Raw genomic sequence first — 23,405 nt, 5'->3', positions numbered from 1 at the left:
ACCCCACCGTGGTCAGCCGTCCAGAATCGCGGCGAAGCGTTCTTCTGCTAAATCGAGTTGGTCCAGGATGTGGTCTTTCGCGGCGACGGACAGCGGGGTGTCCGGGCGCCCGACCAGCTCACGCAGCTTCGGCACCAGCGGCCGGTACTTGATCGCCGAGCTGCGAGCCTTGTCATATGTGGTGTGGATGACCCCGACGCCGTTGTCGGTGAAGTCGGAGATCTTGATGATCCGGGCCCACGGGTCACGGTCCAGGTTGTCGGCCACGTGGGCCCGGTACTGCTCGTGCTTGTCGCGTTCCGGGTCGTACTCCGGGTTGGTCACCGACCGGACCAGCTCGGCCATCCGCGGGTTGAACCGCCGGGCCAGCTCGGCCACCGCGGCATCGGTCAGCGCCTGGTGCCCGAGCGCGGGGTCGAGGCCGGCCAGCTCCGCCGGATGGTCCTCGACGGCGTCGTGCAGCAGGGCCGCCGTCAGCACGTCCACGTCCTGGATGCCGTAGTAGCGGATGATCCGGATCGCGACCCGCAGCAGATGGTTCAGGTACGGCTCGCGGACCCGCCGGTCGTCGGCGTGCAGCCGGGCCGCCAGCTCCAGCGCCTCCTCCAGCTGCCGCCGGTCGTCGGGCGGGAACTCGAGCAGTTCGAGGGAGAACCGCTCGCGCAGGCCCGCCTCGCCGTACACCTCGGTGATCGCGTGCAACGGCATCGACAGCAGCATCCTTGGCGCCATGCCGATCAGGTATACCGGACTCGGCCGCCGCGTGGGTCCGCGATCAGGAAGGGACGTCGATCAGCGGCTCGTCGATCAGCGGCTTGGGGCGCAGCGGGACCGGGCGCGGCGAGGGCCGGGCGCCGGGCGAGGGGCGGCTGCCGGGGGCGCGCCGCATGGCCGACATCGAGGCCTGCTTGAGCGACCAGGGGTTCTCGGCGTGCATGCCGCGGCGCGGCACCCCGTCGCCGAAGGTGAACTCCTCGTCGGTCATCGCCTGCAGGGCGCTGAGCGCGACGCCGAGGATGAGCGCGGCGCTGACCAGGGTGATCGGCACGATCATCAGCAGCGGCTTGATGCCGTGGACCTGGGTGGAGACGGTCGGGCTGAGCTCGACGGACATGCTGGCCATCCCGGTGTAGTGCATGCCGGCGACGGCCACGCCCATCAGCGCGGCGGCGCCGATCTTCGCGCCCATGCCCTTGACCGAGACGGCGAACCAGAGGGCGGCGGCGCAGGCGACGACCGCGATGATCGCGGACGCGGCGACCAGGGCCGGGTTGAAGTGGATCTTGCCGGACACGTGCAGTCCGGCCATCCCGGTGTAGTGCATGGCCAGGACGCCGATGCCGGTGAAGAAGCCGGCCACCGCGATCTTCGGCAGACTGCGCCGGCCGTGCCCGACGACCATCAGGCCGAGGCCGACGGTGACCACCGCCAGACCCAGGCTGACCATGGTCACCCAGGGGTTGTACCGCACCGGGCTCTGCGGCACGTCGAAGCCGAGCATCGCGGTGAAGTGCATGAGCCAGATGCCCGCGCCGCCGATCGAGAAGGCGGCGATGACCAGCCAGCGGTTGCGGCGGCCGCGGGATCGGGCGCTGCGCGCCCGGCCGGTGGCGAGCAGTCCGAGGAAGGAACCGAGGACCGCGACCAGGTACGCCGCGATCGGGTTGAAGGCTCCGTAGGTGAAGTGATGGACCTCGGCCACTTTGTCGTCACGCCCTCACGAACATCGGGAACAGTTCGCTGAGGATTACGCCATACGTCCGATGTGGGGCATCGCACGTCGTGTGCGTCCCATTACACAAAGAGAACCGGGGCCACCGTATGGCTGCCTGCGAGAGGTAGCCATACGGCAGCCCCGGTGCGGTCGTCGTGACCGGTCAGGAAACTGCCGGGGGAGGGGGGTCTAACTGAAGATGCTGACGCCACCGGGGCCCACGAGAAGACCCACGATGATGAGGACGACGCCCCAGAGGATCTGCCGCCGGAACAGCGCGAGGATGCCGGCGACCACGAGGATGACTGCGAGGATCCAAAGCAAAAGTGACATGTCGATCTGGTACCCGACGGCCAAAAATCCAAAACCTGTGAGCCGGGGCACCGGGCCGGAAAACCTCCACGAACGACGGCGGCCCCGCCACCACCCTCGCGGGCGGGACGGGGCCGGACGGCCGGGCGGTCGTCAGACGCTGGCGAGACCGGCGTCGACGTCCTCCGAGAGCAGCTGATAGACGTTGTACGCCTGCTTGATCACCGGGTGTGCCACGTTGCGGACGGGCACCCCGCCGGGCGTACGCCCCCGCTCGCTGCCGTGGTGCGCGTGCCCGTGCAGAGCCAGCGCCGTCGGGGCCGAGTCGATCGCCTGACCCAGCAGGTACGACCCCAGGAACGGATAGATCTCGAGCGGCTCACCGACCAGCGTCTCGGGCACCGGGGCGTAGTGGGTGAGCGCCACCAGGGCATCGCAGTCGAGGCTCCGCAGCGCGGCGCCGAGGCGCTCGGCGATGGCCTCGGTGGTGCCGACGAAGTTCTTCATCTCGCGCTCGCCGAACGAGCTGGCGCACGCCCCGGCGAACCCACCGCCGAAGCCCTTCGCGCCGGCGATGCCGAGCCGGTGACCGTTGATCTCCAGGACGGTCGTGTCACCCTCCAGCACCGTCATGCCGGAGTCGCGGAGCACCTCGCTGACCGCGTCCTGCTGGTCGCTCTGGTGGTCGTGGTTGCCGAGCACGACCACGACCGGTACGCCCAGGTCGCCGAACTCGGTGGCCATGCACTTGGCCTCCTCGACGGTGCCGTGCCGGGTCAGGTCCCCGGCGATCAGCAGGGCGTCGGCGACCCCGGGCAGCTGTTCGAGCGCGGGCCGGTAGCGGCCCAGGACATCCTTGTCGACGTGGACGTCACCCACGGCGGCGATCCGGATCATGAGATCTCCTCCACCTCGCTGGGCGCCGCGGCGCGCACGATGCCGATGTCGCAGGCGATCTCCACGTCCGGGAAGTTCGCCGTGATCTGCCGGCAGATCTCGTCACGCCGCTGGGCGCTCTCCACTTCGCCGCCCAGCACGAGCAGGTGCTCACGGCGCTGCAGGGTGATGCCCTGCTCGGCGATCGCGCCGTTCTCGGTGAGCAGGCGCTGGATCTCCGCCTCCACGTATTCGTCGAGCTGTGGTGTCATCTCAACCCCCCACTGTCAGACGTGCTTCCCCCGGCTGCGCGACCACGTCCAGGCGGTCGAGCAGGACCAGGAAAGCCTCCGCGTACGGCGACTTCGCGGTCTCCTGGCGGACCCTGTCCCAGTCGATCTGCTCGCGCAGGGACCGGGCGACCGGCAGGCCGGTGGCGAAGTCGCAGTAGTGCTGGGTGTAGCTCAGCAGCTTGTGCACCATCAGCTGGGTCGCCGACAGCACGGGCATGTTGATCGCCTCGACCGGGCGCATCACGGTGTCCCGCAGCGTGGCATCGGTGACCGGCGACTCGACCGGGCGGTAGATGAGGTCCACCATCCGGCCCTCGTCGAAGACCTTGACCAGCCAGTCCTCGGGCGGTTGCTCCACCTCGAAGCCGACCGCGGACAGCTCCTCGAGCGCCCGGGCCTTGTCCTGCTCGCGGATCAGGAAGTCGACGTCGTGATCGCTGGAATGCCCGCCGTGGGCGTAGACCGCGAAGCTGCCGCCGAGCGCGAACGGGACTTCCGCCTGTTTGAGCACGGAGGCAACCCGTTTGAGCGTGTTGACCAGGCCCTCGTCCACCCGGTGCGGCATGGCGGTCTCCCTGCGTCGATTGATGTGCGTTTGGCACTTCCGGTCTACCCGGAGGCGGTTGCCTTCACACCAGCAGCCACGCTCGGGCCGGAACCGAGCGTGACTGGCCCAGGTACCGTTGGTGGGTATGGTCCCTGACCTCGGTTCCGCCCGCCCCGCTTTCCACGATCCGCACTCCCCGGCCCAGCACCTTCCGGCCCCGCACCGTCCGGTCACCGCCGTCCGCCCGCTGCGCACGGTGGCGCTGGTCGGCATCGACGGCTCCGGCAAGACCACCCAGGCCCATCAGCTGGCGACCGCCCTGGCCGCCCGGGGCCTGCCGGCGACCTACCGGCGCAACGCCGGCGGCCGCCGCTGGTTCGGCCGCCTGGCCACGGCGCTGGGCCGGCGTGACGGTGAGCACCTGCTCGGCCGCCGGGCGATGCTCCTCGTCGAGTCGGTGCTGCGCTGGCTGGCGATCCTGCGCACCCTGCTGCGCCGCACGGTCACGGGCGAAATCGCGATCATGGACAGGTACGCCGTCTGCCAGTACGCGAGCATCCGCGCGCACGCCAAGACCCCCCGGCCCGAGCGGCTCAACCGGGCCGAGCGCCGCGCCCGCCTGGCCTACCGGGTGTTCCCCGCGCCGGACGTGACGTTCCTGCTGGCCGTGGATCCCGCCGTCGCCTACGAGCGGATCGAGCGGCGGGGCTACGACCACGAGGAGATGGACTACCTGCGCGCGGCCACGGCTGCCTACGAGTCCCTGCCCGAGCACCCCACGTTCGTGGTGATCGATGCGAACGGCACGCCGGAGCAGGTGCAGCAGGCTCTGCTGGACCACCTGCGGGCGTGGCTGCCCGCGCCGGCCCCGGCCGCGATGCCGCTGCCCCGGGTGCCGGCCGGCTCGCGGGGTCCGGCGACGATCCTGGTGGCTCACGCCCGGGCTCTGCTGGTGACCGTGGCCACCCTGGCCGCGGCCGCCTCGATGCTGACCTACCAGCTGGCGGAGGGCTTCTAGGAGCTGTCCGGCCGATCATGGGCAATGCGGCGGCGGGGAGCCCGGTGCGTGCGGCCCGGGCGATGACGGCCGGGCCGGGCCGACCCTAAGCCCGGCCGTAAACCGGGATGGCGGCACCGCTGGTCGGCGCTGAGCCGTCCCCGGCCAGGAAGCCGATCACCTGGGCGATCTCGGCCGGGGTGACCCAGCGGGAGAAGTCGGCGGCCGGCTGCGCGGCCCGGTTGGCCGGCGTGTCGATGACGCTGGGCAGCACGGTGTTGCAGCGCACCCCGCTCTTCTTGTATTCGACGGCGACCGCGTTCGCGAAGGCGAGCACCGCGGCTTTGGCGGTGGCGTACCCGGCCGCTCCGGCGAACGGGGCGACCGCCGCGCGCGACGAGACGCACACCACCGAGCCGCCGCCGGCCGCCACCAGGTAGGGCAGAGCGGCCGCGGTCACCAGGTACGTCGGGCGCAGATTCGACCGCAGGATCGCCTCGAAGTCCTCGATCGGCGTCTCGTGCACCGGTCCGCCGCCCGCATAGCCACCGGCCAGGTTCACCACCGCGCGCAATGGCGCACCGGGCTCGGCGGTGACGACGTCCACCGCGGCGGCGACGGCATCGGGATTGCTCAACTCGGCCGTGACCGTCACCACACCTTTGGGCAGCCGATGGGCGCTGCTCCGGACCGGGGCGACGACGCGCCAGCCCTGATCGCGCAGCACCTCGAGGACGGCCCCGCCGAGCCCGCCCGCTCCACCCGTAACCAGCACACTGCGCTCCATACCGTGAACCGTAACGGTGTGTTTTGCATCACTGGCTACAGCCCTCGGCGGAACGGCCGGGGCGGCCCGCCGAACGGCCGTCATTCCCCGGAGGGTCACCCGTACGGGCGAGTGAACTGGGGCTTGTCGTGCCGCATCGTGGCAGGTGGTCCTGCCCGCGGTCGGCGGCGGGAGCTTTTGCCGTGGCGTTTGGGTCAAGCCGGACGGCAACCTGTCGATGCTGGACGTGAACCCAATCGGCTACCAGCCCGTACTGGGTAGTGATGAGCATCGCAGCGGAATCCGTGATGGCCGTCGCTGTGACGAAGAGGGGCCGATGGTGTCATGAAGCGGGCACAGGGTATGCGTCTCATCACGCATCCACCGGCGGGTGCTGCTCCGAATACCTCAGTGAGAGCCCTCTTCAGTAAGTATGCACGCGGCTCTCAGCTGATGCTCAGACACTCGTGACACTTTCGACTCACCAGCCGGAATCAGCGCAGGGCGCCAACTGTTCAGGTATGTGTCAGCACCGCAATGCACGAACTGCGGACGTTACGGGGAGGGCTGATGGACGCAGGTATTGCCCGTAACAGGGTTAGTGAAGGCAATGAGGGGACCGTGGGCAACGTGGAGAAGAACACCGTGATGAGGACCGACCAGGTCGCCGAGGAGCGCGACCTCGTCGGAGTCTACCTGCACGAAATCTCCCGGACGCCGCTGCTGGATGCTGCCAGGGAGGTCGACCTCTCCAAGGCAATCGAGGCCGGCCTCTACGCCGAGCACCTGCTCGACACCGGCGAGGTCCGTCGCGGCGTGAGCCGGGAAGAGCTGGAGCGGCTGGTCACCGAGGGCAAGCGGGCGAAGGATCTCTTCATTCGCGCCAACCTGCGACTGGTCGTGTCGATTGCCCGCCGTTACGTGCGCTCGGGCATGCCGATGCTCGACCTCATCCAGGAGGGCAACACCGGCCTCGTGCGCGCCGTCGAGAAGTTCGACTACGAGCGTGGCTACAAGTTCTCGACCTACGCGACGTGGTGGGTCCGCCAGGCCATCAGCCGGGCCATCGCCCAGCAGGAGCGCACCGTGCGCCTGCCCGTGCACCTGGTCGAGGACGTCAACCGGATGCGCAACGTCACCCGCCAGCTCGTCCGCGAGCTCGGCGCAGACCCGGAGCCCGCGCAGGTCGCCGCGGCGCTGGGTGTGACGGTGGAGCGCGTCACCGAGCTGACCCGCTGGGCCCAGGACACCGTGTCCCTGGACACCCCGGTGGGCGACGACGGCGACACCAACCTCGGCGACCTGGTCGCCGACAGCGACGCGCCGTCGCCCGAGGAGATCGTCCTGACCGCGCTGGAGCGTCAGCGCATCGAGGGACTGCTGAACCACCTCGACGACCGGTCGGCGGGCATCATGCGCGCCCGGTACGGCCTCGAGGACGGTCGCGAGCACTCGCTGACCGAGGTGGCGTCGCGCTTCTCGCTCTCCCGGGAGCGCATCCGCCAGCTGGAGATCCAGGCGCTCGGCCGGCTGCGTGAGCTGGCCCGGGCCGAGGGCCTGCAGGCCGCGTAAGGCAACCGCCGCAACGGCGAAAGGCCGGTGCCCCTCTCGGGGACACCGGCCTTTTCTCGTGCCGTGAGTCGGGTGACCCGGCTCAGGTGACCCGGCCGTAGCCGTTCGGGGTCATGATGTCGATCGTGCGCTTCTTGACGGGCTGGCCCGCGCGGGAGGCGTCGATGATCTGGCCACCGCCGACGTAGAGGCCGACGTGGCCGTTGCTGCGGTAGAAGACCAGGTCGCCCGGCTCGAGCTCGGACCGCGAGATCCTTCTGGTCGCGTTGTACTGCGCCGCGGCGTTGTGCGGCAGCGACTTGCCGGCGGCCCGCCAGGCGGCGGAGGTCAGGCCCGAGCAGTCGTAACCGTCCGGTCCGTCCGCGCCGTAGTCGTACATGACGCCCAGGGCGTTGTAGGCGAAGGTGACAGCCTTGCCGGCGGAGCCCGCGATGGACGGGATGTTGCCGGTGTACTTGCTGGCCTTCTCGGTGGGCGTGCCGTAGGCGGCGGTGCGCATCGCGTACAGCTTCTTGAGATCGCCCTCGATCTTCTTCTTGCGCGCGTTGAGGGCCTTGGCCTCGGCTTCCTGCTTCTTCTGGGTCGCCTGCAGGGCGGCCTGGCGCTCGGCGAAGTTCTCCGTCGTCGCGCGGTACTCCGCGATGTCGCGGCCGCGGCTGCGGGAGATCTGCTCGAGGATGCTCATCCTGTCCATGAGGTTGTCCGCGCCCTCGAGCACGACGTTCATGGTGCCGATGTTGCCGGTCTTGTACGCCGACGACGCGATCGCGTCCATCTGCGTGCCGGCGGCCTCCAGCGCGGCCTTGGCCGGGCCCAGCGACGCGGCCAGCTTCTTTTCCTCGGCCTTGGTCTGCTTGAGGCTGATGTTCATCTTGTTGTACGACTCGACGACGTCCTCGAGCTGATCGGACGCCTTGTCGATCTTCTTCGTCAGCTCACTCGTCGACGGTTCCGCGTGTGCGGCGGTCGCGGTGGTGCCGGTGATCGCGATCGCCAGGGCGGCAACCACCAGCGCACGGAGCCTCGTGCGGGCGTGTGGCAACGGTTTGTGGCCTTTCTTCCGCTCGGGCCGCCTACCGGGTTAGCTGACGGGTTCGGGGCGGGAAGAAGGCCCCTACCGCTCGCGCGGATTCACCCCGGTGCTGCTTCGGTTGGTTCCCCGGTTCGTCGTGGCGGAGGCGGTGACCGTGGGGGATCGGGTCGTCCGTTTCCGCCGGCGAGGATTCGGCGGCGTTGGCCGGCGCCACCGAGGGTGTGGCTGCGGACCGGACCAACCGCATTAACTTATCGGCGCGCGGCATTAACACAAGAGCCCGAAGAGTGACTTGCGCCAATGATCACAAATAAGAGAATGATCCCGATAGCGGCGGGCAACAAATCCGTTCCGCAGCGTTACTTTTCTACTCTGCCATGGCGGGCGGGGAAGTGCGGGCCGCCGGGACCCACTTGTGCGAGACGACCCGTTCGGCCCAGAAGGAGAAGAACGGGATCGTGCCGGCCAGCATCACCAGCAGCATCCGGCCCAGCGGCCAGTGCGCCCGGCGGCTCAGGTCGAAAGCGGCGACCAGGTAGACCATGTACAGGAAGCCGTGGATCGGGCCGATCGCGGCCACCACGGTGTCGTTGTCACCCAGGTACTTCAGCGGCATGCCGACCAGCACGAGCGCGATCAGGACCACGCCGACGATCCAGGCGATGATCCGGTAGCGGGTGAGGGCTCCCTGCATTGTGCACGTCCTTGAACTCGCTGGAACCAGACGGTCTGAACTCAGCCGGCGCTGGCGCGACGGCCGGGATAGTCGCTCGGCCGGGCTCCGGGATGGGCGGCCAGCCAGCCGAGGTAGTCGTTGTAGGCAGTCAGCTCGGGATCGTCGTCGTCGGCTGGCGCCACCTGCGCCACCGGCACGCGGACCGGGCGGCGCACGGTCACCGGGACGTCCTGATGAGGCACGGGCTGCTGCTCCGGCTGCTCCTCCTGCGGCTCAGCCTCCGCCGGCCCGTCCTGCTCGGTGGCGCGGGCCGCGCGGCGCTCCTGCTGGACCTCGCGGAACCAGATGAACACCACGAAGAGCGCGAACACCGGCCATTCGAAGGTGTAGCCCCAGCTGAGCGCATTGCCGCCGGTGGCCCGGCTGAACTGCCACCAGCCCAGGGCCAGAAAGCCGGCCACGAGCACGAGCGCCAGGATGTGGCGCGCGATCCACGCGGGGGTCCACAGCCCTTTCATGTCCCTCAGCGTACCGGCGGGTTTGGCGGCAGGGCGCACGGGCAACCCGTTGCAGCAACCACTGAGCGACCGAGGAAGGGAGTGCCGTCATGACCGACGCCCGGCTCGACTCCGCCGGCGACGAGACCGTCGGCTCCGAGAACGGCATCGACCCCGCGGGGCTGGCCGACGACGATCTGTTCCGTGAGCTGGCCAGCCTGCACCGCACCCGGCTGCAGACGCTGCGGCACGGGCCGGACGCCGCCCTGGCCAACCACCTGCGTCGGACCGAGGAGCTGGAGAACGCGTACCTGTCCCGGTACCCCGGCCGTGAGGTCGACCCGGGCCGGCTCACCCAGGACTTCTGAGAGGACCCCGGACTTCATGATCTCCTCGGTACGCGGTCGGCTGAACCGGCTGCGACGGGACTACGCACCCCACGAGCACCGGCCGCTGGACGGCTACGTCGCCACGATGGGGGCGTTCGGGCTGCTCGCCGGCAGTCTGGCCGCCGCCGCCAAGCTGACCGGGATGCCCGTACCGGACCGGCCGGCCACCGCCGACATCGTCTTGATCTCCATCGCGACGCACAAGCTGAGCCGGCTGATCGCCAAGGACGCGATCACCAGCCCGCTGCGCGCGCCGTTCACCCGTTATTCGGAGCCGAGCGGCAGCGGCGAGATCAACGAAGAGGTCCGCGACCAGGGCAGTTCCCTGCGCCACTCCGTCGGTGAGTTGCTCAGCTGCCCGTTCTGCCTGGCGGTGTGGGTGGCCACCGGGCTGACCAGCGGTCTGGTCTTCGCGCCCCGGCTGACCCGGCTGGCGGCTACGGTGTTCACCGCCACGGCCGCGTCCGACTTCCTGCAGATGGCGTACTCCCTGGCCAAGGAGGCCGCGGAGGGCGACCACCAGAGCGATGAGAACGACCAGCCGGCGCTGGCCCAGGCGGCCTGATCCCGGCACGAGAAAGCCCCCGGCCGCTCGGCCGGGGGCATCTCGCTGTCTTGGGTGACATGGGTCAGGGCGGGCCCTCGCGCTCCAGGCCGGACCAGCCACGTGAGCTTTCTTCCTCGCCCTTCTCACCCTCGATGACCTCCCGGTCCACCGCGGTGTCGGAGTGCTCGCCGGCGAAGTCGCTGTCGCCGTCCGGTACGGCCTCCTCGTCGCCGAAGGCCGGCAGGCGTTCGTTCTGCTGGGTCATCTCGCTCCTTGGTCGGGCATCGCGGCCGTCCGGTATCGACGGGTCAGGTGTCCAGAGTCCGCAGCGCCTCGGCTGCCTCGTCCTGGGCGTACTCGCCCTCGGGCAGCGCGTCGATGCGGGTCAGCGCGGTGGCGGGCAGGTCGGCGGCGATGGCGCCACGCTGCAGGTCGGCGCTGCTGAGCCGTTCCTGCCCGGTGAAAGCCTCGTCGAGGAAGTCGTCCAGCACCTGGAAGTCACTCACGCCGCTTCGTCTACCCAGGGGCCGGGTCGTCAAACGGTGTGGCCTGAGTCACAACCGCTACCGGAATCGGCGGGCCCGGCCGACGGTTGGATCAGATGTCGGTGTGATCAGTGTCCCCGGGCCTCACCCTTTGCCTTCGCGGATTACCGTTCGGCTGGAGCCGCGTTGAGCCTTTCGCCGAGAGGCGACCTGCACACCGACATCTACGATCGCGCCGCTCCCGGTCCGCCGGGAGCGGCGCTTTTGTGTGGGGCGGGTGGCCGGGAGCATCGATCATGATGCAGGTTCGGTTCGCCGCGGCGGGGGTATCCCGCCGCCATGACAGACGACCGGACAGAGCAGCGAGCCGCCGACCTGCTGCCCGAGGAACGCAGCGCGGGTGGCAGCACCGACCCCCGCGCGCAGGCCGAGGCCATTCTCGCCGAGTCGGACGAGCGCGAGGCCGACCTGGAGGCGGCGCCCAGCTCGTTCCTGGAGCATCGATCGTCGGACCAGACGGTCACACCGGGGGACGGCACCCGGTAGTGGACATGACTTTCGTGTTCACCGATGCGCATGGCAATATCGGCCGGATGGCAGCCCCGCAACGAAGCTTCGGGCGCAATGTCTCGCGTCGCGTGCCCGGCTCCGGCATGGCCGCGAGCCCCGATCAGGTCCGCGGCGCAGGCCGCCGGCGACCACCGGCGACCGTGAAGACCATCCTGGCGGCACCGGACGCCACACCCGCCGCGCTCACCTCCGCTGCCGCCGGGCCTCTCATGGCCGGTCCCGGGGGAGAGCAGTCCCCGGTGAGTGCCATCGCCGTCCCGGAGGTCCGGCTCGACCTCCTCCCGCGGGCCGGCCGGACGACTGCCGAGCTGCCGTCCGGACCGCACCCGGTCGAGCTCGCCGGGCTGTTGCACGAGCTCACCGCCCGCCTGCTCGGTGCTGACGACGTGCCGCAGGCGCTGGACCGCCTCGCCGCCTTCGCCGCCGGGGCCATTCCCGGCACCCTGCGCTGCTCGGTGGCCCTGATCGGAGAGGGCGGCCCGCCCGTCGTCGCCGCCTCCGGTGCGGCGGCCAAGGCGCTGGACGACCTCGAGTACGCCGGCGGGGACGGCCCCGGCCTGGAGGCGGCCCGGACCCGGTCCCTGGTGACCGCCCCTGACCTGCAGTCCGATCCGCGCTGGCCGCGGCTGGCCGAGCGCGCGCGGGTGGAAGGGGTGCACAGCGTCGTGGCGATCCCGCTGGACGTGCAGCGCTCCTCGGTGGGGGCGCTGAGCCTGTTCGTCGCCACGCCGGGCGGCCTCGACCCCGAGCTGCTGCTGACCGCGATGGCCATCGTCAACCAGGCCGAGCTGCTGCTCAGCGAGCTGGGCCGGCGCGAAGGCCTGCGTGAGGGCGCGACGGTCGACCGGGCCGCCGGAGTGATCATCGCGCAACGGGGCTGCGGCGTGCAGGAGGCCTACACAGTGCTGCGGGAGACCGCCCAGCGCCTCGGCCTGGACCGCCGGGCCGTGGCGGAACGGCTGATCGCGGCGGCCGCCCGCAACGCCGAGGCCTGAGCGCGCCTACTTCGAGACGCGCTGGACGACCTCGAACTCCAGCAGGCTCGCGCCCGACGCCACCGGGCGGCTGCGCTCACCGGCGTGGGCCGCCCGGCCCGAACCCGCCGACCATGCCTGGAAGTCCTCCTCGGTCTCCCAGCGGGTGTAGACGAAGTACCGGGTCTCCCCGCCGACCGGGCGCAGCAACTCGAAGCCCAGGAAGCCCTTGGCGTTCTCCACCGCGCCCTGGCGGGCGGCGAAGCGCTGCTCCAGCTCGGGGCCGGCGCCCTCGGGGACCTCGATCGCGTTGATCTTCACAACTGCCATACGAAGAAGGGTACGAGCGCGGGCTGCGCTCGTACCCTTCGGTGTCCGCCGCGGTCAGCGGGAGTTCTTGGTCTCCACCTCGGGGCCCGCGCCGACCTCGCCGGGCACACCGTTGCTGTGCTGCGCGGCCAGCGCGTCGTCGGCGCGCTGCTGCTGCGCCGAGCGCTGGGACAGCGGGATCTCCGGCAGGAACAGGACCACGATCAGACCCAGGACCATCACGGCCGCCGCCAGCAGGAACACCACGTGGATGCCGTCGGAGAAGCCGACCTTGAACGGGTGCGACACCACGTCGGAGAGCCGGCCGAGGAACGAGGTGTCGTTCAGCGCGTCGCCGCTCTGGGCCTGCTGCAGCGTCCGCAACTGACCCGGGTCGGCCGCGACCGCCTGCTGGAACTCCGGTGTGCCCTGCGCCGACTGGTACGCCGAGCTGATCTTGCCGCCGACGACGTTGAACAGCACGGACAGGAAGATCGCCGTGCCCAGCGTGCCGCCCATCGACCGGAAGAAGGTCACCGAGCTGGTGGCCACGCCGATCTCCCGCGGGGAGACCGCGTTCTGCACGGCGGTGATCATCGGCTGCATGTTGCCGCCCAGGCCGAGGCCCATGACCACCATGATCAGCATGGTCTTCCAGAGCGGGGTGTCGGCGCCGATGAGCGAGAACAGCCCGAGGGCGACGAGCATCAGCGTGCTGCCGATGATCGGGAAGATCCGGTAACGGCCGGTGCGGGCGATCAGCTGGCCGGCCGCGATCGAGCCGGCCATGATGCCGATCACGAACGGGATCATCTGCAGGCCGGCCTCGGTCGCCGAGGAGCCCTTGACGATCTGCAGGTACAGCGGCACGGTCAGCAGGCCACCGAACATCGCCATACCGATGATCGTGCTGGAGATCGAGCCGACCGCCACAGTGCGGTTGCGGAACAGCCGCAGCGGCAGCAGCGCCTCGTCCTTGTAGGCGCGCTCGGCCAGGATGAAACCGACGATGCCGATGAGCCCGACCGCGTAGCAGCCCAGCGCCCGCGGCGAGTCCCAGCCCCAGCTGCGGCCCTGCTCGGCCACGGTCAGCAGCGGCACCAGGCCGACGATCAGCGCGACCGCGCCCGGCCAGTCGATCCGGTGGTCGGTGCGGGTGTGCGGCAGGTGCAGCACCCGCGCCACGACGAGCATCGCGGCGATGCCGATCGGCACGTTGAGGTAGAAGATCCAGCGCCAGCCGGTGATCCCCAGGATGCTGTCCTGGCCGGCGAAGAAGCCGCCGAGCAGCGGGCCGATGACGCTGGCGGTGCCGAACACGGCGAGGAAGAAGCCCTGGTACTTGGCGCGCTCGCGGGGCGGCACGATGTCGCCGATGATCGCCAGCGCCATCGACATCAGGCCACCGGCGCCGATGCCCTGGATCGCCCGGAACGCGGCCAGCTCGTACATGCTCTGCGACATGCCGCAGAGCACCGAGCCGATCACGAAGACGGCGATCGCGAACAGGAAGAACCCGCGGCGGCCGTAGATGTCGGAGAGCTTGCCGTACAGCGGCGTCGAGATCGTCGAGGTGATCAGGAAGGCCGTGGTGGCCCACGCCTGCAGGTCGAAGCCGTGCAGGTCGTCGGCGATCGTCCGGGTCGCGGTGGCCATGATCGTCTGGTCCAGGGCGGCCAGGAACATGCCCATCATCAGGCCGGCCAGGATGGTCAGGATCTGCCGGTGGGTGAATTCCGCCGACGGTTGCCCGGCGCCCGGAGCGCCCGCCGCGGAACCCGTCCCGGCGGGTGCGGTGGTGCTGGAGTTACTCACGCGTTCTCCCGTGCTGATACGGCTGGGTCGCAGCGCACGAGCGCCTCGACGGAGCTGTTGAATTCTTCGAATAGGTCGGCGAACGCACCCACCCGCTCGACCGGCCAGCCGCTGAGGGCCTTGCTGATCAGGTCGTGACGGGCCTGGTGCAGCTGCAGGCAGGCCGCGAGGCCCTCCTGCGTGATGGCGAGGCGGGAGGCGCGGCCGTCGGCCGGGTCGGCCTCCCGGCGGGCGAGGCCGGCCTTGACCAGCTGCGCCGCCTGCCGGCTGATCGTGGACGGGTCCGCGCCCTTGACCTCGGCGAGGTCGGTGACGCGCATCGGGCCGAGGTGCCGGAGCGGGAACAGCAGCATGAGCGCGGAGAACTCGGCACCGAAGTCCCTCACGTGGAGCATGCCCTTGGCGCGCGCGCCGAGCCGGGCGAATCGCACAAGTTGCTCGGCCAGCCGGCCACTCGCGTCCTCGGCTTCACCGTGGGTCACCACTGCACCTCCCATCAAGATGCGTGCAGCGTACAACTTGTTGGTTGGCGAAAGCATTTCCTTGCCCCTACCCGGTGGCAATTGTGGTGCGCATCTCCCACACGCCAGTGAGCAGTGACTCCTTCTCCTCCAGAGCGGCCGGGACGGGCACCACGTACTCGGCCACGCGGGTGAAGAGCCGCTCCGGGAAGTACCCCCGGCCGGGGTCGCCAACCAGGACCCGGGTGCCTTCGCGGCCGGCGCGACGCATCCGGGTGGCCATCCGGTCGGCGACGGTGCGGGTGTAGAAGACGTCGCCGGCCAGGATCACGTCCGCCGGCACGTCGGAGTCGGCGATGTCGAGCGCGCGGGTCTCGACGGTGACCTCGTTCGCGGCCGCGTTCCGGGCCGCGGCCGCCACCGCCAGCGGATCGACGTCCAGCGCCGTCACCCGGGACGCGCCGGCCTTCGCCGCGGCGATCGCCGCCACGCCGGAGCCGGACGCCACGTCGAGCACCGAGCGGCCCCGCACGATCTCGGGATGGTCCAGGACGTGCCGGGCGAGTGCCTGGCCGCCGGCCCAGACGAACAGCCAGAACGGCGGCGGCACGTCGCTGCTGAACGCGCCGCCGGTGCCGTCGAACAACCCCACCCCGCCGTCGGCCAGGTGCAGCGAGATCTCCGGAGCCAGCGGTACGGGCAGCAGCGTCGTTTCCACGCCCGGATTCTTCGCCGTTGCCGCCCGGTCCGCGCGCTATTTGAGCTGCGTCACAGTGCGCGGCTAGGCGGCCAGTTCGGCGGCCCGGCGCAGCAGCCCGCTCACCGACTCCGGCCCGTGCTGCTCCCCGGCGGCGGCCAGGACAGCGGTGACCGCCAGCTCCAGCGGGGTGCCGGTGCCGTCCTCGCGCAGGAGCTCCAGGAACAGCGCCCGCGTCTGGGCCGACGGCTCCACACCCAGCCCCTCGGCCAGCTCGCGCCGGCACCGGTCGTACGCCCGCAGCGCCGCCACCCGGTCCCCGGTCAGCCGGTGTGCGGCCATCGCGATCGCCCAGCCCCGCTCGGCGACCGGGTCCAGCACCACCGCGCGGTCGGCCAGGGCCAGCGCCTCCCGCGGGTCACCGGCGGTGAGGGCGTGGCCACCGGCGTCCAGCAGGGTGGCCACCAGCCGGGCCCGGTACTGCTCGCGGGCCTGGTCGGCCCAGGCGTGCTGCTCGACGTCCTCGAGCAGCGGGCGGGCGGCCACGTGGGCGGCGGCGGTCAGCGGGCGCAGGGCCCGGCCGGCCGTACGGCCCGAGGCGGCGGCGACCAGCTCGTCGAAGCGGGCCACGTCGACCCGGACCTGATCGGCGACGAGGGCGTAGCCGCCGTTGCGCGTGGTGATCACGGAGTCACGCGTCTGCCCGTCCGGGTCGAGTCGATGGCGCAAAAGGGACACATAACTCTCCACCGTGGCCTGATGTCCGGCCGGTGGACGGCCGCCCCAGAGCAGTTCGGCCAGCTCCGCCTTGTGCAGGTCGCCACGCAGGGCGAGCAGTGCGAGGATGTGGCGGGGCTTGACGCCGCCGAAGTCGCGACCGGTCAGGCGTACGCCCCGGGTGCGGACCTCGAGTCGGCCGAAGAGCTGGATGTCGTACATGGCGTAAGACCCTGTACGGGTGACGGGCACGCGACAAGCGCCCGCCGCCTCGTTTGGCACCCCGAAAGCGAGGGGTGGGCTCCACCGAAGATACGAGTTATGGCGGCCGCTCGGACTCATCCCGTCGGCGCGCGTACCGAGCGATCGACGTGGCTCGCAGGTGCTGTCCGACTGTTGGTACGCCTTGGCTTCCGGCGCGGGACACATAGACTTCCAGCGCTGGCGGATCAGGAGGCATGAATGGGCGAGGCGATCACGGTGCTCGTGGTGGACGGGCATCAGACGTTCGCCGAGTTGCTCGGTGTGGCGTTGGCCGGGCAACCGGACCTGCGCTACGTGGGGCATGCGCGGACCGGCGAGCAGGCAATCCGGCTCGTGCAGGAGTTGCGGCCGAACGTGGTGCTGATGGATCCGGACCTTCCGGACGCCGACGGCATCGCGATCGCCGAGCTGCTGCGCCACCGCCAGCCCGACACCCGTTTTGTCGTGCTGACGGCCAACAACGAGTCCGCCCTGGTCGGCCGGGCCACGGCGGCCGGCGCCTCGGGATTCCTGTCGAAGAACGGGCCCCTCGGCGACGTGCTCAACGCTGTTCACACCGCGCACGGCGGCGGCATGACGGTGTCGACCGACATCCTGGCCCGGCTGCTGCGCAGCACCACCCCGGTGGTCGGTCCGCGCGCCGGTGGGCTGACCGCCCGCGAGCACGAGGTGCTGGTGCTGATGGGCTCCGGGCTCGACCCGCGGGCCATCGCCCGGCGGCTCGGCATCAGCGTCCACACGTGCCGGGGCTATGTGAAGGCTGTGCTGGGCAAGCTCGGTGCGCACAGCCAGCTCGAGGCCGTCGCGGTGGCCACCCGGCGTGGGCTGCTCAGCCCCGACCGTTCTCACGGAGAGTAATTCTCGCTCCTACTCATCCGTTAAGCCGCGGGATCCGTACTTCTCGCTGGAGCGCCTTTCGAAGACTGTCGGCGCCGGCGCGAGTTGGAGGACATCGCGTGGAACGTTCGATCGCCGATTCGTCCGATGTGTCCGTCGCGCTGGCGGAACTCGCGTCGACGTCGGGTGCCGACTGGGCCAACCGTGACAACGAATCGCTCTACCGCCGGACCGAATCGGAACCGGCACCCTACCGGCGGCCACCCGCTGTGAACTCGTTCCGTAACGATGCTGATGAGGAAGACATGGCCGACTCCCCGAGCTGGAGTGCCTTCGGATCACCCCGTACCGCTTCCTCGGCCGCGGAGGTTCCCGCCGCGGACCCGCCGGAGCCCGAGTACGGCCCGGCCCCGCCCGCCGGTCCCGGTCGCGCCTCCTTCGGTTTCACCGCCGGTCCGATCAGCGGCAACCACACCGGCAGTCACGCCACCATCGGCAACCACCAGGGTCGTCCCTCGCCCGTCTCCGGTGCGCCGTTCCTGCCGCCGCCGGCCGGCCCCCCGCCGTACCCGGTCCGCTCGATGACCGGGGAGCAGGCGCCGGTCCAGACCCGGTCGGCGCGCCCGGCCCCACCGGTCGAGCACGACGAGGGCATCGGCGACTTCATCGGCGGGCCGGGCCGGGAGATCCGCCCGCACCGCGCCGCCCGCCACCCGCATCAGGGCGCCGAGCCGCAGTTGCTGGCCGAGCCGGCGCCCCGCGGCCGCGGCGTGCTGATCGCCGGTTTCGTGCTGGGCCTCGCCGTGCTGCTCGGCGGCACCGTCGCGGGCGTCAGCTACTTCTCCGGCTCCGACAAGAGCCTCACCTCGGTGCTGGAGCTCGGCGCCGGCAAGTCCGGCGACCGGACCGCGACCGCGCCGATCGACGGCCGCACGGCCGCGTCCTTCGAGCTCTCCACCGCCGTCACCAAGGTCACCGTGCGCAGCGAGGACCTCGGCGACGACCTCTACCGGATCTCCACCGCCGAGGACGCCGGGCTGGTCCCGAAGCCCGTGCTGGCCCAGGACCGCGTGCAGCTCAGCCTGGTCCCCGACGGCGACGGCACCACCGGGGCCGTCGAGGTGGTGCTCACCACGAAGGTGGTCTGGAACCTGCGCTTCGCCGGCGCCACCGACGAGCAGCGCATCGACTTCACCGGCGGTGAGGTCGGCGGCATCGATCTGGTCGCCGGCTCGCGGGTCACCGAGATCGCCCTGCCCCAGCCGGCCGGTACGGTCGCGCTGAAGGTCACCGGCGCGGTCGACGAGCTGTCACTGAACAGCCCGGCCGGCTTCCCGGTGCGGGTGCAGATGCAGGGCGGGGCCAAGACGGTGGCGGCGGGCAAGCGCACCCTGCGCGACGTCAAGCCGGGATCGACGCTGACGCCCAAGGGCTGGACCACCAACGACCGCTACGACGTGACCGCGGAAGCCCGGGTCACGCTGCTCTCCGTCGAGACGGCGAAGTAGCGCGCCCGGGCCGGGCGGATCAGAGGACCCGGAGCCGCACCGTCTGGCTCATGCCGCGCAGCCGGTCCAGGACGTCGGCACTGTAGCTGCCGCTGATGTCGGTGATCAGGTAGCCGTACTCGCCGCGGGTGCTCAGCAGCTGACCCTCGACGTTCACGTGGTGCTCGGCCAGGATGCTGTTGACCTGGGCCAGCACGCCCGGCATGTTCAGGTGCACGTGGATGATGCGGCTCATGTCGGTGCTGGCCGGCAGGGCGACGCTGGGCAGGTTGACGCTCAGCGTGGTGTTGCCCTCCTGCACGAAGTGCACGAGCTTGTTGGCCACGAAGTCGCCGATGTCCGACTGGGCCTCCTCGGTGGACCCGCCGATGTGCGGGGTGAGGATGACGTTCGGCAGGCCGCGCAACTCCGAGACGAACTCGTCACCGCGGCCCTTCGGCTCCTTCGGGAAGACGTCCACGGCCGCGCCGGCGAGGTGCCCGCTGGTCAGCGCGTCGCGCAGGGCCACGTGGTCGACCACGATGCCGCGCGACAGGTTGAGGAAGATCGACCCGGGCCGCATCCGGCCGAACTGCTCGGCGCCGAAGAAGCCCGCGTTGCCCGGCCGCCCGTCGACGTGCAGGGTCACCACGTCCGAGATCTCCAGCAGCTCGTCGAGGCTGGCGCAGCGCTGGGCGTTGCCCAGGGCCAGCTTGTCGGCGGTGTCGTAGAAGGACACGTGCATACCCAGGTTTTCCGCGAGCACGGAGAGCTGGGTGCCGATGTTGCCGTAGCCGATGATGCCGAGCCGGCGGCCGCGGACCTCGTGGCTGCCGTGGGCCGCCTTGTCCCAGATGCCCTCGTGCATGAGGTTGTTCTTCTCGGTGAGCCGGCGGGTCATCGCGATGATCTCGGCCAGGGCCAGCTCGACGACCGAGCGGGTGTTGGAGAACGGCGCGTTGAAGACGGCGATGCCGGCCTGGGAGGCGGCGGCCAGGTCGATCTGGTCGGTGCCGATGCAGAACGCGCCGATCGCGACGAGACTGTCCGCGGCCTCCAGGACCTTCGCGGTCACCCGGGTCTTGGACCGGATGCCGAGCAGCTGCACACCCTGGACGCGCTCGACCAGCTCGACCTCGTCGAGGGCGCCGGCGACGGACTCGACCTGGTAACCCTCTGCCTCGAGCCGGGACACCGCGTCCGGGTGGATGCTCTCGAGCAGCAGGACTCGCACCTTGGGTTGGTCGATCATCACTTTCCGTTCCATGTCGGATTCTGGTGCACGTGGAAGGGGGACCATCCGGGCCGCCACGCCGAAGCCCAGGTCAGGCGTACCAGCCTAATGCCCCGGATTGCCCGCCCCGCGAAGGTGTGCCGCAGCTCCCATCTGGCGGTCACCCGCGCGAGCGCGCCGCGTCGGTCAGCCGGGAATGCGCTGTCGCAGCCAGGGCAGCATGGCGTCGGCGTGGGCGCGCTGGAACTCCCGGACGTGCGGGATGCCCGGTGAGGGGTGCCGGGAGCGGTCCAGGAAGTCGCCGGTGAAGCCGGTGATGACGTCGGCCGCCGTCCGCGGGTCGATGCCGGTCAGCAGGCGGTCGCCGGGGCCGCCGTGCACCAGCACGTTCATCGCCAGCAGGACGGTGTCCAGCCAGGCCGGTCCGACGCACCCGTACGGCCAGTCGACCACGACGATCGAGCCGTCCGGGCGTACCAGAAGGTTGTCGGCCCGCACGTCGCAGTGCGCGAGAGTGGCACCGGTCGCGACCGCGGTCAGGCCGCGGTCCGCGGCGGCCCGCAGGTCGTCGAGGTGCGCGGCCACCCAGGGGTCCAGATCGGGCACTGGATCGGCGGCGATCCGGGCCCAGCCCCCGAAGCACTGCGCCAGGTGCTCCGCGGCGGTCGGCACGCCGGTCACCGGCGACGGCGTGAGAGCGTCGGCCAGCTCCCGCAGTGCCCGCACGGCCGCGTGGATCTCGTCCTCGACCCACGGGGTACGCGGATGCCGGCCCTCGACGTCCTCGTGGATCAGCACCACCCACTCGCCGTCGTCGAGAGCCGCGAGCAGCCGGGGCACGGGCGCCTCCACGGGCATCCGGGCGGCGACGTGTGCCTCGGCGCGGGCCAGCTCGATCGAGCGGGTGCTCAGCGCGGTGCTGACGGCCTTGACGAACGCCCGCCGTCCGTCCGCGGTGAGCACCCGGTCCGCCGTCCCCGGTGAGAATCCGCCGGACTGCGAGGCCGCGTGCACCACCGGCCCGCCGATGACGGCCTCGACCTTCTCCCTGATCCGCTCGGGCAGATCCGCCCAGCCGATCCGCACCCCGTACCTCTGGATCATCTGATCGACCTCCTTTCCGGCGGATGGTCGCAGTCCGGCAACGGGCGCCGGCGTACTCGATCGCACAACTGCCCCCGCACCCCGACGGAAATGTCACACCGTCCCGGAACGATGTCCGTCAGGCCCGGCGAGGGGACAGGACATGAGCGCACCGACCGCCGCCGCTGCCAGCGCGGCGCGAATGACCGAGGACGAGGCCCTGCGGTGGCAGGCAAGGCTGCGCGAGCGATCGGAGCTGGCTCTGCGCCGGCGGGCCGAGCGGGCAGCAGCGCGCCGGTCGGCCGCTCGGCGGCGGGCGCACGGGCTGGTCGACCGGCAGGCCGCTCGCCTGGCCCGCGGCCGGCCGGACGCCTTCGAGCCGGATCCGCACTGCACGCAGTGACCAGCCGGCCGGTCAGGGCATGGGCTCGCCGGCCACGGTGGTCATGAAGTCGGCGATCACCGCCAGTTCCCGGTCGTCGTAGCGGCCCAGCAGCGCGATCATGTGCTCGGCCTGCCCGGTGTAGTGCGGATGCACGCGGGCGGCGATCTGCTCCTCGTCCAGTGACACGATCACCTTGCGCCGGTCGTGCGGGTCGCGGTCGCGGCGGACGAAGCCCGCGCCCTCCAGCCGGTCCAGCACCCCGGTGACCGTGCCGGTCCGCAGGCCGGTCAGCTCGGCCAGCCGGCCCGGGGTCAGTGGACCGTGCACCTCCAGCAGGGTCATGAACTGCGCGTCACTGGGACCGAGTTTGAGCTGCTCCGACACCTGGTGGCTGTAGAGCACCGCCGCGGCGATCATCCGGCGGGTCGACTCGACGATGCTCTCCTCCCGCGTCGTCCGGGACGGGGCCGGGCCGGATTCACTCGTGGACACAAGTATCTCGCATTCGCTAGTATCTCGGCTTGACGAGATAATCGGCGGTACGAGGGATTTTCTCACGGGGAGGACGGGCATGACGAAGGCACGGACGGCACTGGTGATCGGAGGCGGCATCGCGGGGCCGGTCACGGCGATCGCGCTGCGGCGGGCCGGCATCACCGCGACCGTGTACGAGGCGTACGACCGGCAGGCCGACGGCATCGGCGGCGAGCTGATGCTCGCGCCCAACGGCATGGCGGCACTGGCCGCCGCGGGCATCGCCGACGAGGTGGCAGCGGCCGGGGTGCCGACCCCGCGGATGGTCATGGAGACCGGTCGTGGCAAGCGCCTCGGCCAGTTCGAGGACCTGCCCGGGCTGCCCACCAGCCGCACGTTCACCCGGGCCCGGCTCTATCGGGCGCTGACCGACGCGACCGACGCGGCCGGCGTCCGCATCGAGTACGGCAAACGGCTCACCGCCTACGCGGACCACGGCGACCGGGTGACCGCCACCTTCGCCGACGGCAGCACCGCCGAGGCCGACGTGCTGCTCGGCGCGGACGGCATCCGTTCGACTGTGCGTGGCCTGCTCGACCCGGCGGCGCCGCAGCCGCGCTACTCCGGGCTGGTCGGGCTGGGCGGCTGGAGCCGCGGCCATGGCCTGCCCAGCACGGGCGGTGCGATGCACCTGGCCTTCGGGCGCAAGGCGTTCTTCGGCTACCGGATCGGCGACGACGGCGAGGCCGGCTGGTTCGCCAACGTGCCCTCGGCCCGGATGCTGACCGCCGCGCAGGCCAACGAGATACCGGCCGCCGAGTGGTTGCGGCGGCTGCGCGAGCTGTTCGCCGCCGACACCCTGCCGGCGCTGGGGCTGCTCGACCGGGTCGACCCCGGCGAGTTGGTCGTCGTCGGCGGACTGCAGGACATGCCGCCCGTGCCGGTGTGGCACCGCGGCCGGGTGGCCCTGGTCGGCGACGCGGCGCACGCGATGACCCCCAGCTCGGGGCAGGGCGCGTCGCTGTCCATCGAGAGTGCCGTGGAGCTGGCCCGGGCTCTACGGGACCTGCCCGTCGAGCAGGCCTTCACCAGCTACGAAGGGTTGCGGCGAGCCCGGGTGGAGCGGGTGGCCGCCCGGACGGCCCGGGTGAACAACGACAAGGCGCCCGGTCCGGTCGGCCGGATCCTGCGGGACCTGCTGTTCCCGCTGGCCATGCGCTCGTTCTACGACCAGGAGAAGATGTTCGGCTGGCTGCACAGGTACACCGTCGACTGGGCCACGCCGGCCGGGACAGCGGCAGCAGCGCCGCGATCGTGATCGCCAGCAGCAGCCGCGAGTTGCTCCACAGTGGTGGGCCCAGGGCCGGGACCGGCAGCAGCATCACCACCAGCAC

The 23,405-nt window shown here is 71.0% G+C and carries 30 protein-coding genes and 1 riboswitch; of the genes, 10 read left to right on the top strand and 20 right to left on the bottom strand.

The genetic code is table 11. The features are described from left to right. Window positions 1-12: 12 nt before the first annotated feature. The 6 genes from ACWEOZ_RS28145 to ACWEOZ_RS28120 form a co-directional block, all read right to left on the bottom strand. On the bottom strand, window positions 13-732 hold the full coding sequence (locus tag ACWEOZ_RS28145) for an HD domain-containing protein (protein ID WP_451913669.1): 720 nt from the start codon (window positions 730-732) through the stop codon (window positions 13-15). Between the two features lie 43 nt (window positions 733-775). Beyond that, the gene (locus ACWEOZ_RS28140) at window positions 776-1,702 is read right to left on the bottom strand and encodes an MHYT domain-containing protein (RefSeq protein WP_451913668.1); all 927 of its coding nucleotides are present in this window, start codon (window positions 1,700-1,702) and stop codon (window positions 776-778) included. A 201-nt stretch (window positions 1,703-1,903) separates the two neighbouring features. Further along, complete coding sequence (locus ACWEOZ_RS28135; RefSeq protein WP_360554986.1) at window positions 1,904-2,047, bottom strand: GPGG-motif small membrane protein; 144 nt, start codon at window positions 2,045-2,047, stop codon at window positions 1,904-1,906. Between the two features lie 132 nt (window positions 2,048-2,179). After that, on the bottom strand, window positions 2,180-2,923 hold the full coding sequence (locus ACWEOZ_RS28130; protein WP_451913667.1) for a metallophosphoesterase family protein: 744 nt from the start codon (window positions 2,921-2,923) through the stop codon (window positions 2,180-2,182). Further along, window positions 2,920-3,174, bottom strand: coding sequence for a hypothetical protein (locus ACWEOZ_RS28125; protein WP_360554983.1), 255 nt, complete (start codon window positions 3,172-3,174; stop codon window positions 2,920-2,922). The genes ACWEOZ_RS28130 and ACWEOZ_RS28125 overlap by 4 nt, the downstream gene beginning before the upstream one ends. Before the next feature lies 1 nt (window position 3,175). Beyond that, entirely contained in the window at window positions 3,176-3,760 is a 585-nt protein-coding gene (locus ACWEOZ_RS28120) for a nucleotidyltransferase (protein ID WP_451913666.1), read from the bottom strand. Window positions 3,761-3,887: 127 nt separating this feature from the next. Here ACWEOZ_RS28120 and ACWEOZ_RS28115 point away from each other — a divergent pair, with 127 nt between their 5' ends. Then, the gene (locus tag ACWEOZ_RS28115) at window positions 3,888-4,760 is read left to right on the top strand and encodes a dTMP kinase (protein WP_451913665.1); all 873 of its coding nucleotides are present in this window, start codon (window positions 3,888-3,890) and stop codon (window positions 4,758-4,760) included. A gap of 85 nt (window positions 4,761-4,845) precedes the next feature. On the opposite strand, the gene ACWEOZ_RS28110 is transcribed toward ACWEOZ_RS28115, so the two are convergent. Continuing rightward, the gene (locus ACWEOZ_RS28110; protein WP_451913664.1) at window positions 4,846-5,526 is read right to left on the bottom strand and encodes an SDR family NAD(P)-dependent oxidoreductase; all 681 of its coding nucleotides are present in this window, start codon (window positions 5,524-5,526) and stop codon (window positions 4,846-4,848) included. A gap of 549 nt (window positions 5,527-6,075) precedes the next feature. Here ACWEOZ_RS28110 and ACWEOZ_RS28105 point away from each other — a divergent pair. Continuing rightward, on the top strand, window positions 6,076-7,077 hold the full coding sequence (locus ACWEOZ_RS28105) for a sigma-70 family RNA polymerase sigma factor (RefSeq protein ID WP_041840672.1): 1,002 nt from the start codon (window positions 6,076-6,078) through the stop codon (window positions 7,075-7,077). An 82-nt stretch (window positions 7,078-7,159) separates the two neighbouring features. On the opposite strand, the gene ACWEOZ_RS28100 is transcribed toward ACWEOZ_RS28105, so the two are convergent. From ACWEOZ_RS28100 to ACWEOZ_RS28090, 3 genes are all read right to left on the bottom strand, one after another. Further along, window positions 7,160-8,086, bottom strand: coding sequence for an NlpC/P60 family protein (locus tag ACWEOZ_RS28100; protein WP_451913663.1), 927 nt, complete (start codon window positions 8,084-8,086; stop codon window positions 7,160-7,162). A 47-nt stretch (window positions 8,087-8,133) separates the two neighbouring features. Then, window positions 8,134-8,268: riboswitch (cyclic di-AMP (ydaO/yuaA leader) on the bottom strand. A 209-nt stretch (window positions 8,269-8,477) separates the two neighbouring features. Then, the gene (locus tag ACWEOZ_RS28095; RefSeq protein WP_360554977.1) at window positions 8,478-8,804 is read right to left on the bottom strand and encodes a DUF3817 domain-containing protein; all 327 of its coding nucleotides are present in this window, start codon (window positions 8,802-8,804) and stop codon (window positions 8,478-8,480) included. 41 nt (window positions 8,805-8,845) lie between these two features. Next, on the bottom strand, window positions 8,846-9,304 hold the full coding sequence (locus ACWEOZ_RS28090) for a hypothetical protein (RefSeq protein WP_451913662.1): 459 nt from the start codon (window positions 9,302-9,304) through the stop codon (window positions 8,846-8,848). 89 nt (window positions 9,305-9,393) lie between these two features. Here ACWEOZ_RS28090 and ACWEOZ_RS28085 point away from each other — a divergent pair, with 89 nt between their 5' ends. Continuing rightward, window positions 9,394-9,651, top strand: a complete 258-nt coding sequence (locus ACWEOZ_RS28085; protein WP_451913661.1) for a DUF6158 family protein — start codon at window positions 9,394-9,396, stop codon at window positions 9,649-9,651. A gap of 16 nt (window positions 9,652-9,667) precedes the next feature. Next, window positions 9,668-10,237: a DUF1360 domain-containing protein gene (locus ACWEOZ_RS28080; protein ID WP_451913660.1), complete on the top strand. Its 570-nt coding sequence runs from the start codon at window positions 9,668-9,670 to the stop codon at window positions 10,235-10,237. Between the two features lie 64 nt (window positions 10,238-10,301). Here the strand turns inward: ACWEOZ_RS28080 and ACWEOZ_RS28075 are convergent, their stop codons facing one another. Beyond that, entirely contained in the window at window positions 10,302-10,484 is a 183-nt protein-coding gene (locus ACWEOZ_RS28075) for a hypothetical protein (RefSeq protein ID WP_360827039.1), read from the bottom strand. Between the two features lie 43 nt (window positions 10,485-10,527). Continuing rightward, a complete protein-coding gene (locus tag ACWEOZ_RS28070; protein WP_451913659.1) occupies window positions 10,528-10,725 on the bottom strand; it encodes a hypothetical protein in 198 nt (65 codons plus the stop codon). Window positions 10,726-11,043: 318 nt separating this feature from the next. Between ACWEOZ_RS28070 and ACWEOZ_RS28065 the strand changes: the two genes are divergently transcribed. Both ACWEOZ_RS28065 and ACWEOZ_RS28060 read left to right on the top strand, forming a co-directional pair. Then, a complete protein-coding gene (locus ACWEOZ_RS28065; protein ID WP_451913658.1) occupies window positions 11,044-11,250 on the top strand; it encodes a hypothetical protein in 207 nt (68 codons plus the stop codon). A 263-nt stretch (window positions 11,251-11,513) separates the two neighbouring features. Then, the gene (locus ACWEOZ_RS28060; protein WP_451913657.1) at window positions 11,514-12,269 is read left to right on the top strand and encodes an ANTAR domain-containing protein; all 756 of its coding nucleotides are present in this window, start codon (window positions 11,514-11,516) and stop codon (window positions 12,267-12,269) included. Window positions 12,270-12,275: 6 nt separating this feature from the next. Here the strand turns inward: ACWEOZ_RS28060 and ACWEOZ_RS28055 are convergent, their stop codons facing one another. The 5 genes from ACWEOZ_RS28055 to ACWEOZ_RS28035 form a co-directional block, all read right to left on the bottom strand. Further along, complete coding sequence (locus ACWEOZ_RS28055; protein WP_451913656.1) at window positions 12,276-12,578, bottom strand: antibiotic biosynthesis monooxygenase family protein; 303 nt, start codon at window positions 12,576-12,578, stop codon at window positions 12,276-12,278. Between the two features lie 54 nt (window positions 12,579-12,632). Beyond that, a complete protein-coding gene (locus tag ACWEOZ_RS28050) occupies window positions 12,633-14,372 on the bottom strand; it encodes an MDR family MFS transporter (protein WP_451913655.1) in 1,740 nt (579 codons plus the stop codon). Continuing rightward, entirely contained in the window at window positions 14,369-14,854 is a 486-nt protein-coding gene (locus tag ACWEOZ_RS28045) for a MarR family winged helix-turn-helix transcriptional regulator (protein ID WP_451913654.1), read from the bottom strand. Before ACWEOZ_RS28045 ends, ACWEOZ_RS28050 begins: the two co-directional genes overlap by 4 nt. 67 nt (window positions 14,855-14,921) lie before the next feature. Further along, the gene (locus ACWEOZ_RS28040) at window positions 14,922-15,551 is read right to left on the bottom strand and encodes a class I SAM-dependent methyltransferase (RefSeq protein ID WP_451913653.1); all 630 of its coding nucleotides are present in this window, start codon (window positions 15,549-15,551) and stop codon (window positions 14,922-14,924) included. 63 nt (window positions 15,552-15,614) lie between these two features. After that, a complete protein-coding gene (locus ACWEOZ_RS28035) occupies window positions 15,615-16,469 on the bottom strand; it encodes an AfsR/SARP family transcriptional regulator (RefSeq protein ID WP_451913652.1) in 855 nt (284 codons plus the stop codon). A gap of 240 nt (window positions 16,470-16,709) precedes the next feature. On the opposite strand from ACWEOZ_RS28035, the gene ACWEOZ_RS28030 reads away from it, so the two are divergent. Both ACWEOZ_RS28030 and ACWEOZ_RS28025 read left to right on the top strand, forming a co-directional pair. After that, window positions 16,710-17,369, top strand: coding sequence for a response regulator (locus ACWEOZ_RS28030; RefSeq protein WP_451913651.1), 660 nt, complete (start codon window positions 16,710-16,712; stop codon window positions 17,367-17,369). Between the two features lie 284 nt (window positions 17,370-17,653). Continuing rightward, window positions 17,654-18,856: a hypothetical protein gene (locus ACWEOZ_RS28025; RefSeq protein ID WP_451913650.1), complete on the top strand. Its 1,203-nt coding sequence runs from the start codon at window positions 17,654-17,656 to the stop codon at window positions 18,854-18,856. Window positions 18,857-18,875: 19 nt separating this feature from the next. Here ACWEOZ_RS28025 and serA read toward each other — a convergent pair whose 3' ends face one another. Together serA and ACWEOZ_RS28015 are read right to left on the bottom strand one after the other, a co-directional pair. Then, entirely contained in the window at window positions 18,876-20,102 is a 1,227-nt protein-coding gene (gene serA, locus ACWEOZ_RS28020; RefSeq protein ID WP_451913649.1) for a phosphoglycerate dehydrogenase, read from the bottom strand. Between the two features lie 153 nt (window positions 20,103-20,255). Next, on the bottom strand, window positions 20,256-21,173 hold the full coding sequence (locus ACWEOZ_RS28015; RefSeq protein WP_451913648.1) for a phosphotransferase family protein: 918 nt from the start codon (window positions 21,171-21,173) through the stop codon (window positions 20,256-20,258). A gap of 142 nt (window positions 21,174-21,315) precedes the next feature. Between ACWEOZ_RS28015 and ACWEOZ_RS28010 the strand changes: the two genes are divergently transcribed. After that, window positions 21,316-21,555, top strand: a complete 240-nt coding sequence (locus ACWEOZ_RS28010) for a hypothetical protein (RefSeq protein WP_451913647.1) — start codon at window positions 21,316-21,318, stop codon at window positions 21,553-21,555. Window positions 21,556-21,567: 12 nt separating this feature from the next. Here the strand turns inward: ACWEOZ_RS28010 and ACWEOZ_RS28005 are convergent, their stop codons facing one another. Beyond that, on the bottom strand, window positions 21,568-22,029 hold the full coding sequence (locus ACWEOZ_RS28005; protein WP_451913646.1) for a MarR family winged helix-turn-helix transcriptional regulator: 462 nt from the start codon (window positions 22,027-22,029) through the stop codon (window positions 21,568-21,570). 79 nt (window positions 22,030-22,108) lie between these two features. On the opposite strand from ACWEOZ_RS28005, the gene ACWEOZ_RS28000 reads away from it, so the two are divergent. Continuing rightward, window positions 22,109-23,329, top strand: coding sequence for an FAD-dependent monooxygenase (locus ACWEOZ_RS28000; protein ID WP_451913645.1), 1,221 nt, complete (start codon window positions 22,109-22,111; stop codon window positions 23,327-23,329). Window positions 23,330-23,405 lie beyond the last annotated feature (76 nt).

The organism is Actinoplanes sp. NPDC004185 (assembly GCF_053603475.1).
Note: the sequence above shows the minus strand (reverse complement) of the source record. Positions and strands in the feature narration are given on the sequence as shown.

Bases quoted from the DNA above. Each gene is read 5' to 3' on its own strand.
- ACWEOZ_RS28145 (WP_451913669.1), bottom strand. From the start codon at position 732: ATGGCGCCAAGGATGCTGCTGTCGATGCCGTTGCACGCGATCACCGAG.
- ACWEOZ_RS28135 (WP_360554986.1), bottom strand. From the start codon at position 2,047: ATGTCACTTTTGCTTTGGATCCTCGCAGTCATCCTCGTGGTCGCCGGC.
- ACWEOZ_RS28130 (WP_451913667.1), bottom strand. From the start codon at position 2,923: ATGATCCGGATCGCCGCCGTGGGTGACGTCCACGTCGACAAGGATGTC.
- ACWEOZ_RS28125 (WP_360554983.1), bottom strand. From the start codon at position 3,174: ATGACACCACAGCTCGACGAATACGTGGAGGCGGAGATCCAGCGCCTG.
- ACWEOZ_RS28120 (WP_451913666.1), bottom strand. From the start codon at position 3,760: ATGCCGCACCGGGTGGACGAGGGCCTGGTCAACACGCTCAAACGGGTT.
- ACWEOZ_RS28115 (WP_451913665.1), top strand. From the start codon at position 3,888: ATGGTCCCTGACCTCGGTTCCGCCCGCCCCGCTTTCCACGATCCGCAC.
- ACWEOZ_RS28110 (WP_451913664.1), bottom strand. From the start codon at position 5,526: ATGGAGCGCAGTGTGCTGGTTACGGGTGGAGCGGGCGGGCTCGGCGGG.
- ACWEOZ_RS28105 (WP_041840672.1), top strand. From the start codon at position 6,076: ATGGACGCAGGTATTGCCCGTAACAGGGTTAGTGAAGGCAATGAGGGG.
- ACWEOZ_RS28095 (WP_360554977.1), bottom strand. From the start codon at position 8,804: ATGCAGGGAGCCCTCACCCGCTACCGGATCATCGCCTGGATCGTCGGC.
- ACWEOZ_RS28090 (WP_451913662.1), bottom strand. From the start codon at position 9,304: ATGAAAGGGCTGTGGACCCCCGCGTGGATCGCGCGCCACATCCTGGCG.
- ACWEOZ_RS28085 (WP_451913661.1), top strand. From the start codon at position 9,394: ATGACCGACGCCCGGCTCGACTCCGCCGGCGACGAGACCGTCGGCTCC.
- ACWEOZ_RS28080 (WP_451913660.1), top strand. From the start codon at position 9,668: ATGATCTCCTCGGTACGCGGTCGGCTGAACCGGCTGCGACGGGACTAC.
- ACWEOZ_RS28075 (WP_360827039.1), bottom strand. From the start codon at position 10,484: ATGACCCAGCAGAACGAACGCCTGCCGGCCTTCGGCGACGAGGAGGCC.
- ACWEOZ_RS28065 (WP_451913658.1), top strand. From the start codon at position 11,044: ATGACAGACGACCGGACAGAGCAGCGAGCCGCCGACCTGCTGCCCGAG.
- ACWEOZ_RS28055 (WP_451913656.1), bottom strand. From the start codon at position 12,578: ATGGCAGTTGTGAAGATCAACGCGATCGAGGTCCCCGAGGGCGCCGGC.
- ACWEOZ_RS28035 (WP_451913652.1), bottom strand. From the start codon at position 16,469: ATGTACGACATCCAGCTCTTCGGCCGACTCGAGGTCCGCACCCGGGGC.
- ACWEOZ_RS28030 (WP_451913651.1), top strand. From the start codon at position 16,710: ATGGGCGAGGCGATCACGGTGCTCGTGGTGGACGGGCATCAGACGTTC.
- ACWEOZ_RS28025 (WP_451913650.1), top strand. From the start codon at position 17,654: ATGGCCGACTCCCCGAGCTGGAGTGCCTTCGGATCACCCCGTACCGCT.
- serA (WP_451913649.1), bottom strand. From the start codon at position 20,102: ATGGAACGGAAAGTGATGATCGACCAACCCAAGGTGCGAGTCCTGCTG.
- ACWEOZ_RS28015 (WP_451913648.1), bottom strand. From the start codon at position 21,173: ATGATCCAGAGGTACGGGGTGCGGATCGGCTGGGCGGATCTGCCCGAG.
- ACWEOZ_RS28010 (WP_451913647.1), top strand. From the start codon at position 21,316: ATGAGCGCACCGACCGCCGCCGCTGCCAGCGCGGCGCGAATGACCGAG.
- ACWEOZ_RS28000 (WP_451913645.1), top strand. From the start codon at position 22,109: ATGACGAAGGCACGGACGGCACTGGTGATCGGAGGCGGCATCGCGGGG.